Source organism: Haloparvum alkalitolerans (assembly GCF_050122995.1).
In the GTDB taxonomy this organism is placed as follows: Archaea; Halobacteriota; Halobacteria; order Halobacteriales; family Haloferacaceae; genus Haloparvum; species Haloparvum alkalitolerans.
Window position 1 is genome coordinate 169972 of the sequence record NZ_JBNLIA010000001.1, and the last position, 14113, is coordinate 184084.

Annotated in this window: 10 protein-coding genes and 1 tRNA gene; 8 read left to right on the forward strand and 3 right to left on the reverse strand. The window is 67.5% G+C overall.

Features of this window, described 5'->3' with window-relative positions:
- Positions 1-59: 59 nt before the first annotated feature.
- A complete protein-coding gene (locus ACQE3L_RS00800) occupies positions 60-641 on the forward strand; it encodes a hypothetical protein (RefSeq protein ID WP_426961904.1) in 582 nt (193 codons plus the stop codon).
- 9 nt (positions 642-650) lie between these two features.
- Here the strand turns inward: ACQE3L_RS00800 and ACQE3L_RS00805 are convergent, their stop codons facing one another.
- Complete coding sequence (locus ACQE3L_RS00805; RefSeq protein WP_426961905.1) at positions 651-2696, reverse strand: hypothetical protein; 2046 nt, start codon at positions 2694-2696, stop codon at positions 651-653.
- 144 nt (positions 2697-2840) lie between these two features.
- On the opposite strand from ACQE3L_RS00805, the gene ACQE3L_RS00810 reads away from it, so the two are divergent.
- The 3 genes from ACQE3L_RS00810 to ACQE3L_RS00820 all read left to right on the forward strand — a co-directional run bounded on the left by ACQE3L_RS00810 (position 2841) and on the right by ACQE3L_RS00820 (position 9462).
- Complete coding sequence (locus ACQE3L_RS00810) at positions 2841-3707, forward strand: bile acid:sodium symporter family protein (RefSeq protein WP_426961906.1); 867 nt, start codon at positions 2841-2843, stop codon at positions 3705-3707.
- Positions 3708-4027: 320 nt separating this feature from the next.
- Positions 4028-6613 (forward strand): PD-(D/E)XK nuclease family protein, encoded by a 2586-nt coding sequence (locus ACQE3L_RS00815; RefSeq protein ID WP_426961907.1) that lies wholly within the window; start codon positions 4028-4030, stop codon positions 6611-6613.
- Positions 6610-9462 carry a UvrD-helicase domain-containing protein gene (locus ACQE3L_RS00820; RefSeq protein ID WP_426961908.1) on the forward strand — a complete coding sequence of 951 codons (2853 nt, stop codon included), beginning with the start codon at positions 6610-6612 and terminating at the stop codon, positions 9460-9462. Before ACQE3L_RS00815 ends, ACQE3L_RS00820 begins: the two co-directional genes overlap by 4 nt.
- Positions 9463-9716: 254 nt before the next feature.
- Here the strand turns inward: ACQE3L_RS00820 and ACQE3L_RS00825 are convergent.
- Positions 9717-9791: transfer RNA gene (locus ACQE3L_RS00825), tRNA-Arg, on the reverse strand.
- Positions 9792-9894: 103 nt separating this feature from the next.
- Between ACQE3L_RS00825 and ACQE3L_RS00830 the strand changes: the two genes are divergently transcribed.
- From ACQE3L_RS00830 to ACQE3L_RS00845, 4 genes are all read left to right on the forward strand, one after another.
- A complete protein-coding gene (locus tag ACQE3L_RS00830; protein ID WP_426961909.1) occupies positions 9895-10737 on the forward strand; it encodes a geranylgeranylglycerol-phosphate geranylgeranyltransferase in 843 nt (280 codons plus the stop codon).
- Between the two features lie 138 nt (positions 10738-10875).
- Positions 10876-11487: an RAD55 family ATPase gene (locus ACQE3L_RS00835; protein ID WP_426961910.1), complete on the forward strand. Its 612-nt coding sequence runs from the start codon at positions 10876-10878 to the stop codon at positions 11485-11487.
- 136 nt (positions 11488-11623) lie between these two features.
- Positions 11624-12019, forward strand: a complete 396-nt coding sequence (locus ACQE3L_RS00840; protein ID WP_426962105.1) for a CoA-binding protein — start codon at positions 11624-11626, stop codon at positions 12017-12019.
- Between the two features lie 91 nt (positions 12020-12110).
- Positions 12111-12851 carry a proteasome assembly chaperone family protein gene (locus ACQE3L_RS00845; protein ID WP_426961911.1) on the forward strand — a complete coding sequence of 247 codons (741 nt, stop codon included), beginning with the start codon at positions 12111-12113 and terminating at the stop codon, positions 12849-12851.
- A 9-nt stretch (positions 12852-12860) separates the two neighbouring features.
- On the opposite strand, the gene ACQE3L_RS00850 is transcribed toward ACQE3L_RS00845, so the two are convergent.
- On the reverse strand, positions 12861-13991 hold the full coding sequence (locus ACQE3L_RS00850) for a pyridoxal phosphate-dependent aminotransferase (RefSeq protein WP_426961912.1): 1131 nt from the start codon (positions 13989-13991) through the stop codon (positions 12861-12863).
- Between the last annotated feature and the right edge of the window lie 122 nt (positions 13992-14113).

Genomic DNA, 14113 nt, shown 5'->3' on the forward strand with positions numbered 1-14113 from the left:
GCGACCGGCGGGCAACCGATGGACACCGATTTATCCGAGGCGGCCGCGGATCCGCACGAATGCGCGAGGACGAGCTGGCGACCGCGCTCGTCGACCACTTCGAGGCGGTCCCGGACGCCGCCGAGGTCCGACTCGAGGAGCCGTACGACGCCGAGGGAGCCCACGGCGTCGCGGACGCGTACGTCCGGGCGCGGACGCCGGAGCGCGTCGACTACCTCGTCGAACTGAAGGCGGACGCCGCGGTCAGGCGATCGACCGGCGCCAACGAGGTGCTGCGACAGTACCGCCGGATGGAGCGCTACTTCTACCGCGACGAGGACCACGCCGTCCGGCCGACGCTCGGCCGGACCACGCCTGCGGTCCAACTGCTGTTGCTGTTCGCGCCCACGCCGACCTGCGTCCACCACGTGGCCGAACACGCCTCGCTGTACGCCTCCGTCGAGAGCCGCGGCCGCGTCGCGGACGTGCCAGCGGTCCGCAAGGTGGCGTTCCTGACCGGGCTCGACGGGCCGCCGGAGGAACTCGGCTTCCTCACCGTCAACGACGGCGTCGCGTTCGGGACGGACGCCTTCCGCGAGGCGGTCCCGGAGGGCTCGCGGCTGGCCGAGACGCTCGCGCGGATGGCGTCGTTCGAGGAGTGACCGCTCCCGTCAGCGCGACGCTTCGTCGTCGAGCCGCTCGCTCACGAACTCGCGGACGAACGCCGGAGTCGGCTCCGTCTCGCCGTGATAGGGCGTCCCGTCGAGGCGGACGATGTAGTCGGGGTCTCGGAGGAGCTCGGCGACCTTCTCCGCCGACCGGGCGACGGGCTGCTCGACGTCGCTCCCGGTCAGCTGGAACGCGTCGGGCGTGGCGTCGTCGTAGAGGGCGGTGACGGAACCGAGCCGGTTCTCCCGGACGAAGTGGGTCCACACCGAGAGGCGGTAGCTGTCCGGCGCCTCCGACTCGACCGAGACCCGGATCGGGATCGACCCGCCCTCGCGCCGGAACACCGGCCGCGGCTGCGCGCCCACGGTCCAGTGGTCGCCGAGCTCTTGGCTCCCGACGAACCGCGCGGCCTCCGCGAAGCCGTGCCCCCGAACGAGACATCGGAGCAACCGCCGGACAGTCGTCGGCGTCGGAGGGTCGGCCGTCGCGAGCGCCGTCACGACCTCCCGGTCACAGAGCGCCGCCGAGACGTCGAGCGCCTCCGGCCCCGCGAGCAGCAGCCCCCACGCGTCGACCGCGTCGACCTCGTCCGGCGAGAGCACGCCGTCGGCGCAGGCGACGCCGCCGTCGACCGCCGGACGCAGACAGCAGACGAGGTCGTACCCGTCGCCGAGGGCGGCCGCGAGCGCCTCGCTGGTCGGGTCCACCAGCACGTCGCCGACCGAGACGGTGGGGTCCAACTCCTCGGTCACCGCATCGCGAACCCCGCGCCACGCGGCCGCCTGCTCGCCGTCGATGACGAACAGCACCTCACCGTCCGACACCTCGCGCGGCGACCGGTCGAGCCCCGCCTCGTAGGCGCCGGGGACGAGGAGCGTCTCGCCGCTCGCAACCGGACGACCGGTCCGCCCGACGGCGAGTGCGTCGCGGTCGCCGGTCCCGATCGAGGACCGCTCGCCGTCCCGGTCGACCGAGACGGACGCGAGGTCGTTCAGCAGGTGGGGGATCAGCTCGGCGTCGACCGGGTCGTCCCGGAGCGTCGCCCGCAGCGGTCGCTCCGGGACGTGGGGGTCGAGCAGCGACGGGGAGACCTCCAGGTACTCCATCAGCTGGGCCGACAGCGACGCGTCGTACAGCTCCGGGGGGTAAAACGGGAGGTCGCCCGCGATCTCGTCGTACTCGTGCCGGGCGTTCGAGAAATACCCGCCGACGCGAACGACCGAGTCCAGCAACAGCACGCGGCCCAACAGGGCGTCGACCCGGTCCGCGAGGGGCTCCGTCGGGGTCTCCAGCGGCTCGACGTAGCCGTTTTCGAGGTGCAGCTCGGGGCGCTCCCCCGGCACCACCTCGGCGCCGAGGTAGAACGCGAGCGGCGCCACCTCGTAGAGGGCCGCGTACGTCGGCGGAACCCGAACCGTCACCCCGCTTTGCGGCTTCGAGAGCGCGTCCGGGATCCGGAGTTCGTCCCCGCGAGCGATCGCCGGGGGATGGCCGCGGAGGGTCGGCCAGGAGCGCTCGGGCGAGAACTCCTTGATCGACGACCCGAGGTAGGAGAACGCCTCCGCGAGCGCGGTCGGGTCGTCCGGGACGGTGATCCGCGCCTCCGGTCGCTCGTGGTGCGAGCGGGCACCGACGGTCACCGTGCGGTCCCCGTCGAACTCGAGGTGGAGCGTCCCGCCGTTGCGTTCGAGCGTCTCGTACCCGCCCGACAGCCCGGTGTCGGGGATCCGGACGTACAGCTTCACCGGGCCACCGATGTCGACGACGTACGTGCCGCGCGGATGGTCGACCCAGTCTTCGGAGAAGCCGCCGATGTGGTCGCCGGTGTCGCTGCGGACGATCGCGCCCGTGTGCGGGCCGATCCGGAGACCGTCCGTTCGGAACGACACCGCGTCGTCGACGGGCACGACGAACAGGTCCGTCAGCGCCGGCTTCGGGTCCACGTCCCGTCCCGCCCGGAGCGTGATCGCCTCCCCGTGTAACGTGTCCCGGACGCGAAGGCTGGACCCGTCGGCCTCGAACGCCACGAGTCGGCGGGGATCCTCCATGAGCGTGTCACCTCGACAAACAGTCCGGGCGACCATTACGCTGTTGCTCGCGGCGACGGCCGCGCCGCAGCCCTCGGAACGGACCGACCATCGAAAACCGGAGCAGACAAACGACCGGACACCGAAACGTGTACGAGACGAGGAATGGCAGGGCCCTCCGGACAGGCGGTCGTCGAAGCCGTAACGACGGTGTTCGTCCTCTCGACGATGTTCTCGATGGGCGTGAAACTCTCCGTCAGCCAGATCACCGACGCGCTCCGAAAGCGGCGGCTGCTGACGAACTCCCTGGCGGTGAACCTCGTCGCGGTCCCGCTGCTCGCCGCCCTCCTCGTGCACGCGGTTCCCGTGGAGACCGGGTTCGCGGCCGGGATCGTGCTGCTCGCGGTGTCGCCCGGAGCCCCGTTCGGCCCGAAGCTCGCGGAGCTCTCCGACAGCGACGTGGCGTTCGCGAGCGGCCTCATGGCGATCCTCTGTCTGCTTTCGGTCGTGACGATCCCCGCCTCCCTGTGGCTGCTGCTCCCCGGCGATGCCGCCGTCGATCCCGTCGCGATCGGCCGGATGGTTCTGGGCATCCAGCTGGTTCCGCTACTGCTCGGGCTCGGGACGTCGTCCGTTGTGCCGTCGCTCGCGGACCGGCTCCATCCCCCCGTCCAGCGGCTCTCCGACTACACGTTCGTCGGGCTGATCGTTCTGCTGGTCGTCGTCTACAGCGACAGCCTGGCGTCCCTCGTCGGGACGGGGACGCTGGGGCTCTCGGCGGTCGCCGTCGGAGCGTCGCTCCTCGCCGGGTACGGCCTCGGCGGTCCGGCGCGAGCGACGCGGGAGGTGTTGGCGACGACGACCGCGGCCCGGAACGCGGCGATCGCGCTGTTCATCGCGACGACCGAGTTCTCGGACCCGAGAGTCCTCACGACGGTCCTCGCGTTCTCCTTCATCGGCGTCGTCTGGTCCGCGCTGCTCGCCGGGGTGTGGCGACGGTCGCCGCTCGAAGCGGCGCCGCTCCACGGTTAGCAGCCGTCACACCGCTACTGGCGGGGGCGCGTTCGAGACTGGCTAACTGTGGTTCCCCGGTTGACGGGGCGGATCGCTCGACCTAACAGGGGCGAGCTCCGCGAACTCGTGTTGGCCGTCACAGTCTACGACCTCGAACAAGCGCTCAAACGGTGACCCCGACCTCGCCATCGGATTCAACAAAACAGGTGAGACACGTGTCGATCGAACGCGAAGAAGACGTTGCTTAAGGAAGACCTCCGAGACGGATTCCAGGATGGCGGTGTCGATATCTCGTGGTTCTATGAACCTTTATTAGTTGATAGCCGACGGTCTCTGTCGTGTCATTTCCCCGGGCAAAATCGATCGACGGCCTCTACGAGGAGGTCGCCGGATACGACCTCGTCGTCGTGCCCGACGCGCCGCTGGCCAGCGCGTTGAACCGCCGTATCGACCGGCCACATCTCGGCTCGTTCGCGATCACGCCGCGTCGTCTCGCGGCGGGCCGCCGGGAAGAAGCCGAGGACCGCATCGCCTTCCTCGAACTCGTCGAGCAGACCGATTTGGACTGGAAGCGCGGCGCCTACGCCATTGGGAACATTCTGCAGTGCTGGGAACACCGCGGCCGCCTCGAGGCGATTCTCGACTACGACGCGTACGTCGACGACGCGACACGACAAGCCGTCGGGTACATCGCCGACCTCGAGACGACGTCGCAGCGACTCACCGACTACCGCATCGACGCCGACCGGGATGTCGCGGTCGTCGGCGCCGACCAGCTGACCCGGTTGGAGCGCTCGATCCTCCCCGACGACTACGATACGTACGACACGTTCGACGACCGGGAGTTCGACCGACCGCCGTTCCACATCTTCGACTCCTCGACGGCGATCGTCGACACGGTCGTCGACGCCGTCACCGAGGAGAACGCCGACGACGTCGCCGTCGTGCTCGATCAGGGGAGTGAGTTCTCGGCACTCGTCGAGTCCGCCTTCGAGGCTGACGACGTCCCGTTCTACGGTGGCCCCGGTTTCGTCGACCACCCCGACCACCGCACGTTCGTCCAGTTGCTTCGCGCGGCACACGGCGGGACCGACACTCGCGTCGGCGAGGTACGGCCGCTCCTCGCACGACTCGACGTTTCTCTTGACGTCGAACACGACGAAAAACGGCTGTACGAACTCGACGACCGCGAACTGGACTGGGTCGTCGACTTCTGTGACCACATCGGGGACCGGACGTTCGCCGAGGCACTCGACAGGTTCGAGGACAGGGCAGATCGCCGACTCGACGCGTTCCGTGATGAGCTGGAGACGCTCGGCATCGCCGACACGCGTGCGACCGAACGCGCCGTGGACCAGCTCGTGTTCTACCTCCAGAGCTACGAGGTCCCCGTCGACCGCGACGACGAGGGGGTGTTGCTCGCCGACGCGAAGTCGGCCGCGTACGTCGATCGCCCGGTCGTCTTCTACCTGGGACTCGACGAGGACTGGACGCACTCGGCGCCGCGACGTCCCTGGGTCGATCAGGACGCCCAGTACACGCGCAACATCCAGCAGTTCCAGCTCCTCCTTCAGAGCGGGACGACACAATACTACCTCGTGCAGGACGCGAAAGGCGGCTCGCCGGTGACGCCGTGTCTCTACTTCGAGGAACTGCTCGACGAGGAGTTCGAACGATTCAGCGACCTGGATTCAGAAACGCACACGCGACAGTTCGATCGTTCCGGGGGCGGCTTCGAGAAGGAACCGGTCGACGCCACCACCAGCGAAGTCTCGACGATCAGCCAGTCGAGCCTCGGCACGTACATCAACTCGCCCCGCGACCACTTCTTCGGCAGGCTCGTCGACGGCCCCGACAAGGACTACTTCACGGAGGGAAATCTCTTCCACGACTTCGCCGAGTTCTACATCCACCACCCCGAGTTCGTCGACGAGGACGTCATCGACGACGTCGTGGACTACATTCTCGAAGAGACGCGACCGTTCGTCCGGTCGGTCGACGAAGCGACGAGGCGAACGAAGTACCGCGCCGGCCTGGAGACCATCGTCGCCTTCTTCGAGGAGAACACGCCGGTCGACGGCGAGTTCCTCACCACCACAAGCGACTGGGGAAGCAACGTCTTCGCCGAACGCTTCGACCGGCCCGTCGACTCTCCCATCACTGAACGGTGGTTCGAGAACGACGACCTGGGCCTGAAAGGCAAGATCGACCTGATTCACTCGCCGTCGCGGCTGGTCGACCACAAGAGCGGCCGTCGCAAGAGCGCCTCCCAGGTCGTCAAGAACTCGGCACTCAACCCGCCGAGCGATTCGCCGAACTTCCAGGCACTACTGTACCTCACGCACTGGCGCTCGCAGTACCCCGACCAGGAACTGGAGTTCACGTTCTTCCACTTCTTGGAGACGCTCGACGACGTCGTCGCGGGCGAGGTCGACCTCGACGACACGCTGACGACGGTCTCGTACCACCCGATGCCGTTCGACGAGTACGCCCGCTCGAAGACGTTCTTCGACGAGTTGGTCGCGGACGGCGCGAACAACTGCCAGAAGACGCTCTCGCAGGTGGCCTACGAGGACTACGCTGCGGTCTTCGGCGAGGCCCCTCTCCCGGACACAACTGACAGCGACGAACTCATCGCGTCGGCGTTCGGCGAGGAGTTGACGGCACGAATGAAGGACTGCGTCGGCGACTACAAGTACGTCGAGTCGGGCTGCAAGCAGGCGATGCGCCAGTTGACGCGCGTCCGTGGACGGACGTTCTTCGAGAACGACCTGGACGCGTTCGAGGCGTTCGTCGACGAGCGCCTCGAGGAGTTGAACCGACGACGCGCTGGGGCAGAGCGCTTCCCGATCGACGGACTCGGCGGCGAACCGAACTACCGCTACGTGGACAACCGCGATCTACTCTTGGAGGGTGACCGATGACCGACCTCGAACCGAACGATCAGCAACAGGAACTCATCGATAGCACGGACGGTCTCCACCTCGTCGACGCCGGCGCTGGAACCGGCAAGACGTTCACCGTGACGCGCCGCTACGCCAACATCGTCTCCCAGGACGGCGTCGATCCTGATGACGTCCTGCTGGTGACGTTCACGAACAACGCGGCCGCGGAGATGAAAGAGCGCATCGTGGGCCACTGTCACTACGGGATGCGCGAACTCGCGGACGCCCCCATCCAGACGTTCCACTCGCTGTGCCACGACGTCCTCGAAGAGCACGGTCACGCCGCGCCAACATATCTCGGCATCGACGACCGCATCACCGGGTCGACGCGAATCATCGAGGACGAACTCGTCGAGCAAGCGCTGTTCGGCGAGTTCATCGACCGGTTCAGCGACGACCATCCCGAGTACGACGACGTCTTCCGCGCGCTCTCGAACCCGGACGAGCTGCTCGATCTCGTCAATCAGCTCGCAGCGAAGGGTGTGTTCCCCGACGCTGAGGGCTGGTACCGTGACGGCGAGCAGCACCTCGACGGCGACTTCGCCGCGTTCAAACAGCTGTTCGACGAGCTGAACGAACCGCGGAACGGCGGGAGCAAGCAGTCGCTGCTCCGGTCGAAACTCGGCCGGTACGGTCGAAATAAGACCTACCTGCCTGATGCACCCGAGAAGTCGGAGATTCGCGGCAGCGGCAAGCAGGTGCCCGACGACCTCGCCCAGCGGGTCTTCGAGGAGGAACGGGCGGAACTGAAGGGATTCGTCCACGACGTCTACCACGAGTACCTGCGGTTCGCGCTGCGGCGGAACTACCTGAACTTCGGGATGCTCCAGCTGTTCGCGTTCGTCCTCCTCTGTGAGAACCACGAGCTGCGCGACGACGTCGCGTTCGAGTACGTGATGGTCGACGAGTTCCAGGACTCCAGCGAGATCCAGTTCAAACTCGCGCTGTTGCTCGCGGGGACGAACAACGTCTGCGTCGTCGGGGACTGGAAGCAGAGCATCTACAGCTTCCAGTACGCCGACGTCGACAACATCGTCGAGTTCGAAGCCCGCCTCGATCGGTTCGTCGACCAGCTGAACAGCGACCACGAACGCATCTCGTTCCCGACGAGGCCCGTCACCACCATCGAACTCATCGAGAACTACCGCTCCACCCAGGAGATCCTCGACTTCTCGGAACACGGCCTGCGAGTCCCTGCGGCGAATCGCGACGACGTCGACGTCGGGGCGGTCGACGATCGCATCGTCTCGCTGGAGTCGAACGCGGACTACGAGAACACCACCATCGAGGCCGTCCAGAGCGACGAGGAGCAGGAGGCGGTGCTGGCAAAGGTACAGGAAATCGTCGGCAACGAGGACTACCGCGTCGAGGACGAGGACGGGGATCTCCGGTCGCCGCAGTACGGTGACATCGCTGTCCTGACGCGCACTCGTGACTTCGGCCGCGAGTTGCTCGGGACTGCCGAGGAGTACGGCCTGCCGATGGCGTACGAGGGCGGCATCGAGCTCTTCCGAACTGATCAGGCGAAGCTCCTGCTCGCCTGGCTGCGCATCCTCGAAGACGACATCGACCGCGGCTGGGCGGTCGTGCTCGAGCGAGCGGGCTACACGCTCGACGAGATCGACGCGATCCTCGAACGCGAAGCGTACCCCGAGAACGTGGCGGCGTTCCGCGAGGAATTAGGGTCGATGGAGACGCTCGGCGGCGTCGCGCGGCGCGTGTTCGCCCGCTACGGCTACGACGGGCCGACCGCCGACGTGGTCCTGCACACGCTCCAGTCCGTCCACAACGCGACCACGCAGACGCGTGGTGACCTCATCCGGTTCATCGAACGCGCCATCGAGGCCGGGAGTACCCACGAAGTGCACGCCGGCGCGGGAACGAACTCGGTGACAGTCCAGACGATTCACGCCACCAAGGGTCTTGAGTACCCCATCGTCATCCTCGCGAACATGAACAGCGGGCGATTCCCGCCAGGTGGCGGTGGTGGCGGGGTGATTCGCTACGACGACCCGGTCGGCTTGCGGCAGCGAAAAGTGTACTCGGAGAAAGCGCACGGGCTGCCGCACGTCTACGACAACTGGCAGGCCGACGTCCTCCGGAAGTGTTTGCCTCGCAATTACGACGAGGAGCGCCGGCTCCTCTACGTCGCCATCACGCGTGCCGAGAGCCACGTCGTCTTCACCGCCGGCGAGGACCCGAACACCTTCATCGAAGAACTCCCAGTCGAGGTGGAGACAGTCACCCCCGACGTCGCGGAGAGCACACGAGACGAGACGGAACAGACTGCGCTCCAGGTCGAGATGCCGGTCCCGGAGGGCCCACGCGGCCACACTCCGCACACGCTCATGCGCGACGACGTCTTTGAGGACGTCGAAGGCGGCCGCGGGACCGAGTTCGGGACGCAGGTCCACGACTTCGCCGAGGCGTACGTGCTCGGTGAGGGTGTCGAGCCGCGGAATACTGACGAAGAGCACGTCAAGGAGTTCCTCGATGAGCTTGACGGCGAGTTGTTAGTCGAGGAGGACGCGTACCTGCCGCTCACGGTTGATGGAGAACGTGTAACCATCTCTGGAGTCGTCGACCTGGTTCACGTGACGCCGGACCGTGTCGAGATTGTCGACTACAAGACCGACCGTGGGCGACACGGTGAAAAAGAGTACCGCAAGCAACTGAGCGTCTACTACCACGTCGCCAACGAGGTCTACCCGGATCGAGAAATCACCACCAGCATTCTCTACACTGAGACGGGAGACCGTCGGAAAATCTCCCCACTCACGTTTGTCGAAATACAGAATCTGGTCAGAGAAGCTAACACACCAGCATAACGGAGACGAGGTCGGAACCACGTTTTTCCGCAAGAAAAGGAACCATCTGTGGCAATTCCGTGGGAGGCTTACCGTTTCTGGCGGGCGCGAGGTCAGAACCGAGATCTATGTCCCGGGTTGCCCAGCAAATACTGACGAATCGCAGGACAGCAGCGGGCCCGTTCGATAATCGAATGAAATCAAGCGCGCGCACGACGGCTCATTTATAAACGATGTACCGCCGTCTTGCGAATGTGATCCATTCGAAAAACGAATGGGCGCTGCAGGATTTGAACCCGCGGCAGCTTGGTCCGAAGCCAAGTACTCTGTCCAGGCTGAGCTAAGCGCCCGACGCGCGTCCCTACTCCGTACGACCTTTTAACTCCCGCGATCTCCGCCATCGGGGTTCGTGAGTCCACGCCCTTTAACTCGCCGGGCCGGACATGGGCGTGCATGTCGTGGCGCAGTCGGGCTCGGGGGTTCCTCGAGCTGACCCGGCCGGGGAACGCGGTCGCGGCGGGCGTGCTCACGTTCACGGGCGCGTTCGTGGCGGGGGCGACGGTCGCGGACGCGGTCGCGGTCGCGGCCGCGGTGCTCGCGACGGGGTTCGCGACGGGGGCGGGCAACGCGGTTAACGACTACTTCGACCGCGAGATCGACGCGGTGAACCGGCCGGACAGGCCCATTCCGCGGGGCGCGGTGTCGGCGCGAGAGGCGCTGTGGTTCTCCGGCGCGCTGTTTGCGGGCGCGGTCGCGACGACCGCGGTCCTCCCGGTCACGGCGATCGCGATCGCGGTGTTCAACCTCCTGCTGCTCGTGGCGTACACGAAGCTGTTCAAGGGGCTGCCGGGGGTCGGCAACCTCGTCGTCGGCTTCCTCACCGGGTCGACGTTCCTGTTCGGCGGGGCCGCGGTCGGCGCGCCGCTCGGGGCGTGGGTGCTGTTCGTGCTGGCGGGGATCGCCACGCTCACCCGGGAGATCGTCAAGGACGTCGAGGACGTGGCCGGCGACCGCGAGGAGGGGCTCAACACGCTCCCGATCGCGATCGGCGAGCGACGGGCGCTGTGGGCGGGGGCGGTCGCGATGGCGGTCGCGGTCGCCGCGAGCGTGATCCCCTTCCTGAACGGGACGTTCGGGGCTGTCTATCTGGCGTTCGTCGTGCCCGCGGACGCGGTGATGCTCCGTGCGACCGCGCGGTCGTTCTCGGCGCCGGGGACGGCACAGCGAGAGTTGAAAGCGGGCATGCTGATCGCGGTCGTTGGGTTTATCGCCGGGCGGGTCGTCGTACTGCTGTAACCGCGGGTCTCGGACAGGGCGATCAAAAAGAATATTATCCGCACAGAGCATGTTCACATCAGTTGATGACTCCCGGTAGGATGGTGCGTCCTTCGACCGTGCCTCGACAGGCCGCGGGTCCGACGGCGAGGCCCCTACATGTATGACCTCCGTCCGCGCCTCGACGCGGAGGTCGAACCGGGGACGAACCTGCTCCTGACCGGTCCTCCGCTGACGGGCAAGCGCAGCCTCGCGCTCGACCTGCTCGCCGAGGGCACCGAGGGGGGAGACGCCGCCATCGTCGTGACCACGAAGGACTCCGCCGACCGGATCCTCAAGGATTACGCCAAGCGCGTGAGCTACGAGGGCAAACCCGTCGCGGTCGTCGACTGCGTCACGCGCCAGCAGGGAGTCAGCGACGTCCGCGACGACGACCGCATCAAGTACGCCTCCTCGCCGGTCGACATGACCGGGATCGGGATCAAGCTCTCGGAGTTCCTCGAGGCGTTCTACCGCAACCAGGGGATCGAGCGCAACCGGATCATGGTCCACTCGCTGTCGACGCTGCTGATGTACGCGGACCTGCAGACCGTCTTCCGGTTCCTGCACGTGTTCACCGGCCGTATCCAGAGCGTCGACGGGTTGGGGCTGTTCTGCATCGACTCGACCGCCCACGACGACCAGACGATGAACACGCTCAAACAGCTGTTCGACGGCATCGTCGAGACCCAGGAGGACGGGGAGCCGACCGTCCGGTTGGCCCAGTCGTAGCTTTTTGTCGCCGCGCCGCGTATCCGGCGCTATGGGAGACGAGAACTCGGAGCACAGCGGCGGCACCGATAGCGGGAGAACCGGCGCCGACGGTGCCGGCGACGCGGGGACCGCGAGCGAGGCGACGATACGCGACATGCTCGCGGCCGACACGATCGCGGTCGTGGGCTGTTCGACGACTGCGGGCAAGGCCGCCCACGACGTGCCGCGGTACCTGCAGGAGCACGGCTACCGGATCGTGCCGGTGAACCCCTTCGCCGACGAGGTGCTCGGGGAGCCGGCCTACGACCGACTGACGGAGGTGCCGGAGGGGGTCCACGTCGACGTTGTGGACGTGTTCCGGCCGAGCGATGAGGTGTCGGGGATCGTCGACGACGCGCTCGCGCGGCGGGACGCCGCGGGCGACGTGAACGGCCTCTGGCTGCAGCTCGGCATTCGCGACGACGAGGCGGCCGCGCGCGCCGAGGCCGCGGGGATCGCGGTCGTGCAGGACCGGTGTCTGAAGGTGGAACACGGGCGGCACGGGGACTGATCCGGGCGGTAGACGGACGGAGGCTCCGGACGCGGCGCGGACCGGCCCGCCGGCCCGAACGCCTTTTTCACCGGCGCTCGTGACCTCGGGCATGGTCGAGATCCGGACGCGCGACGACGTGGAACTGGAGTCGCCGACGCTCGTCGAGGGCCTGCCCGGCGTCGGCCTGGTGGGCAAGATCGCCGCCGACCACGTGGTGGAGGAACTGGACATGGTCGAGTACGGCGAGATAACCAACGAGGGGCTTCCGCCGGTGGCGGTGTTCGAGAACGACGAGCGCGCGGTGAAGTCGCCGATGCGGCTGTTCGCGGCGCCCGAGGCGGATCTCGTCGTGTTACAGAGTGCGGTCCCCATCGAGGCGGTGCAGGCCGACGTACTGGTGGAGGCGTTCACCGACTGGGTCATCGAGAACGCCGCGACGCCGATCTACCTCGCGGGGGTCGCGGAGGAACGGGAACCGGGAGCGGTGCCGGACGTGCACGGCATCGCCACCGGCGAGGCGGAGGGGCTCCTGGACGACGCGGAGGTGCCGCCGCCGGCACAGACGGGCATGGTGCAGGGGCCGGGCGGGGCGTTCCTTCAGGAGGCGAAGGAGCGCGACGTGGACGCCGTGGGGCTGCTGGTGGAGTCGGACCCGCGGTTCCCCGACCCGCAGGGCGCACAGAAACTGATCGACGCGGGGATCGAGCCGATCGCGGGCGTGTCGATCGACACCGATCGGCTGGTCGAGGAGGCCGAGGAGATCGTCGAGCAGCGCGAGGCGCTGATGCAACAGCTCCAGCAGGCGGCCGAGGAGGGCCAACAGGTGTCGACGCGGGGGATGTTCCAGTAGGCCGGCGCGCTACGCCTGTGCGGTGACGGCCTCGTAGGCGTCCTGCATGATGTCGATGGCCTCGCGGAGCTCCTCCTCGTCCGTCGCGTAGGAGATGCGCGCGTACCCCTCGCCGTGTTCGCCGAAGGCCTCGCCGGGAACGATGACGACGCCGCGCTCGATGCACTCGTCGACGAATCCCTCCGGCACCTCCGGCATGGCGTAGAAGGCGCCCCGCGGCGTGGGGACGTGGATGCCGACCGCCTCCAGTCCCGAGACGAGCAGGTCGCGCCGGCGCTCGAAGGACTCGGTCATCTCCGCGACGATGGACTGGTCGCCGGTCAGCGCCGCCTCCGCGGCGAACTGCGCGGGCGCGGACGCGCACGCCTGCACGTACTGGTGGACGCGGAGCATGCGCTCGACGCGCTCGGAGGCCCCCGTCACCCAGCCGAGCCGCCAGCCGGTCATCGAGTAGAGCTTCGAGGAAGAGTTGACGATCACGGTGTTGCCGCCGTCGTCGAACTCCGCGGGCGAGCGGTGTTCGCCGTCGAAGACGGTGTACTCGTACACCTCGTCGGAGACACAGAGGATGTCGTGCTCGCGGGCGATACGTGCGAAATCCCTGATGTCCTCGGGCGGCGAGACGGCGCCGGTGGGGTTCCCCGGCGAGTTGAGGATGAAGGCGACGGTGTCGTCGGTGATCGCCTCCTCGACGGCCGCGGGGTCGAGCGTGAGGTCGTCCCGGAGCGGGACGGGGACCGGTTCGGCGCCGGTCAGTTTCGTCAGCGCGTCGTAGGAGACGAAGCCGGGGTCGGGGATGATCACCTCGTCGCCGGGGTCGGCGTGCGCCTCCAGCGCGATGTGGAGCGCCTCGCTGCCGCCCGCGGTGGCGATCACGTCGTCGGGGTCGACGTCGATCCCCTGGTCCCGCTCGTGTTTGGCGGCGATGGCCTCTCGGAGCGGGAGGATCCCTTTGTTGCCGGTGTAGGCGTCCGTCTCCCCGGCGCGGATCGCCTCGACGGCGGCCTCGCGCGCGTGGTCGGGAGTCGGGAAGTCGGGCTGACCCAGCCCGAGGTTGATCGCGTCCTCGCCGGCTGCCTCGAACACCTCGCGGATCCCGCTGATCGAGATCCGCTCGACGCGGTCGGAGAACTTCGGCATGGAAGAGGGACGGGCGGCCGGCGAGATAGTTCTTGTCACGTAGCGCCGATCGACGTCGGGCCGGGGGCGGCGGTCGGGACTCCACCCAGGACGGCGGTCGAGAGCCCGTCCGCACACGCGGC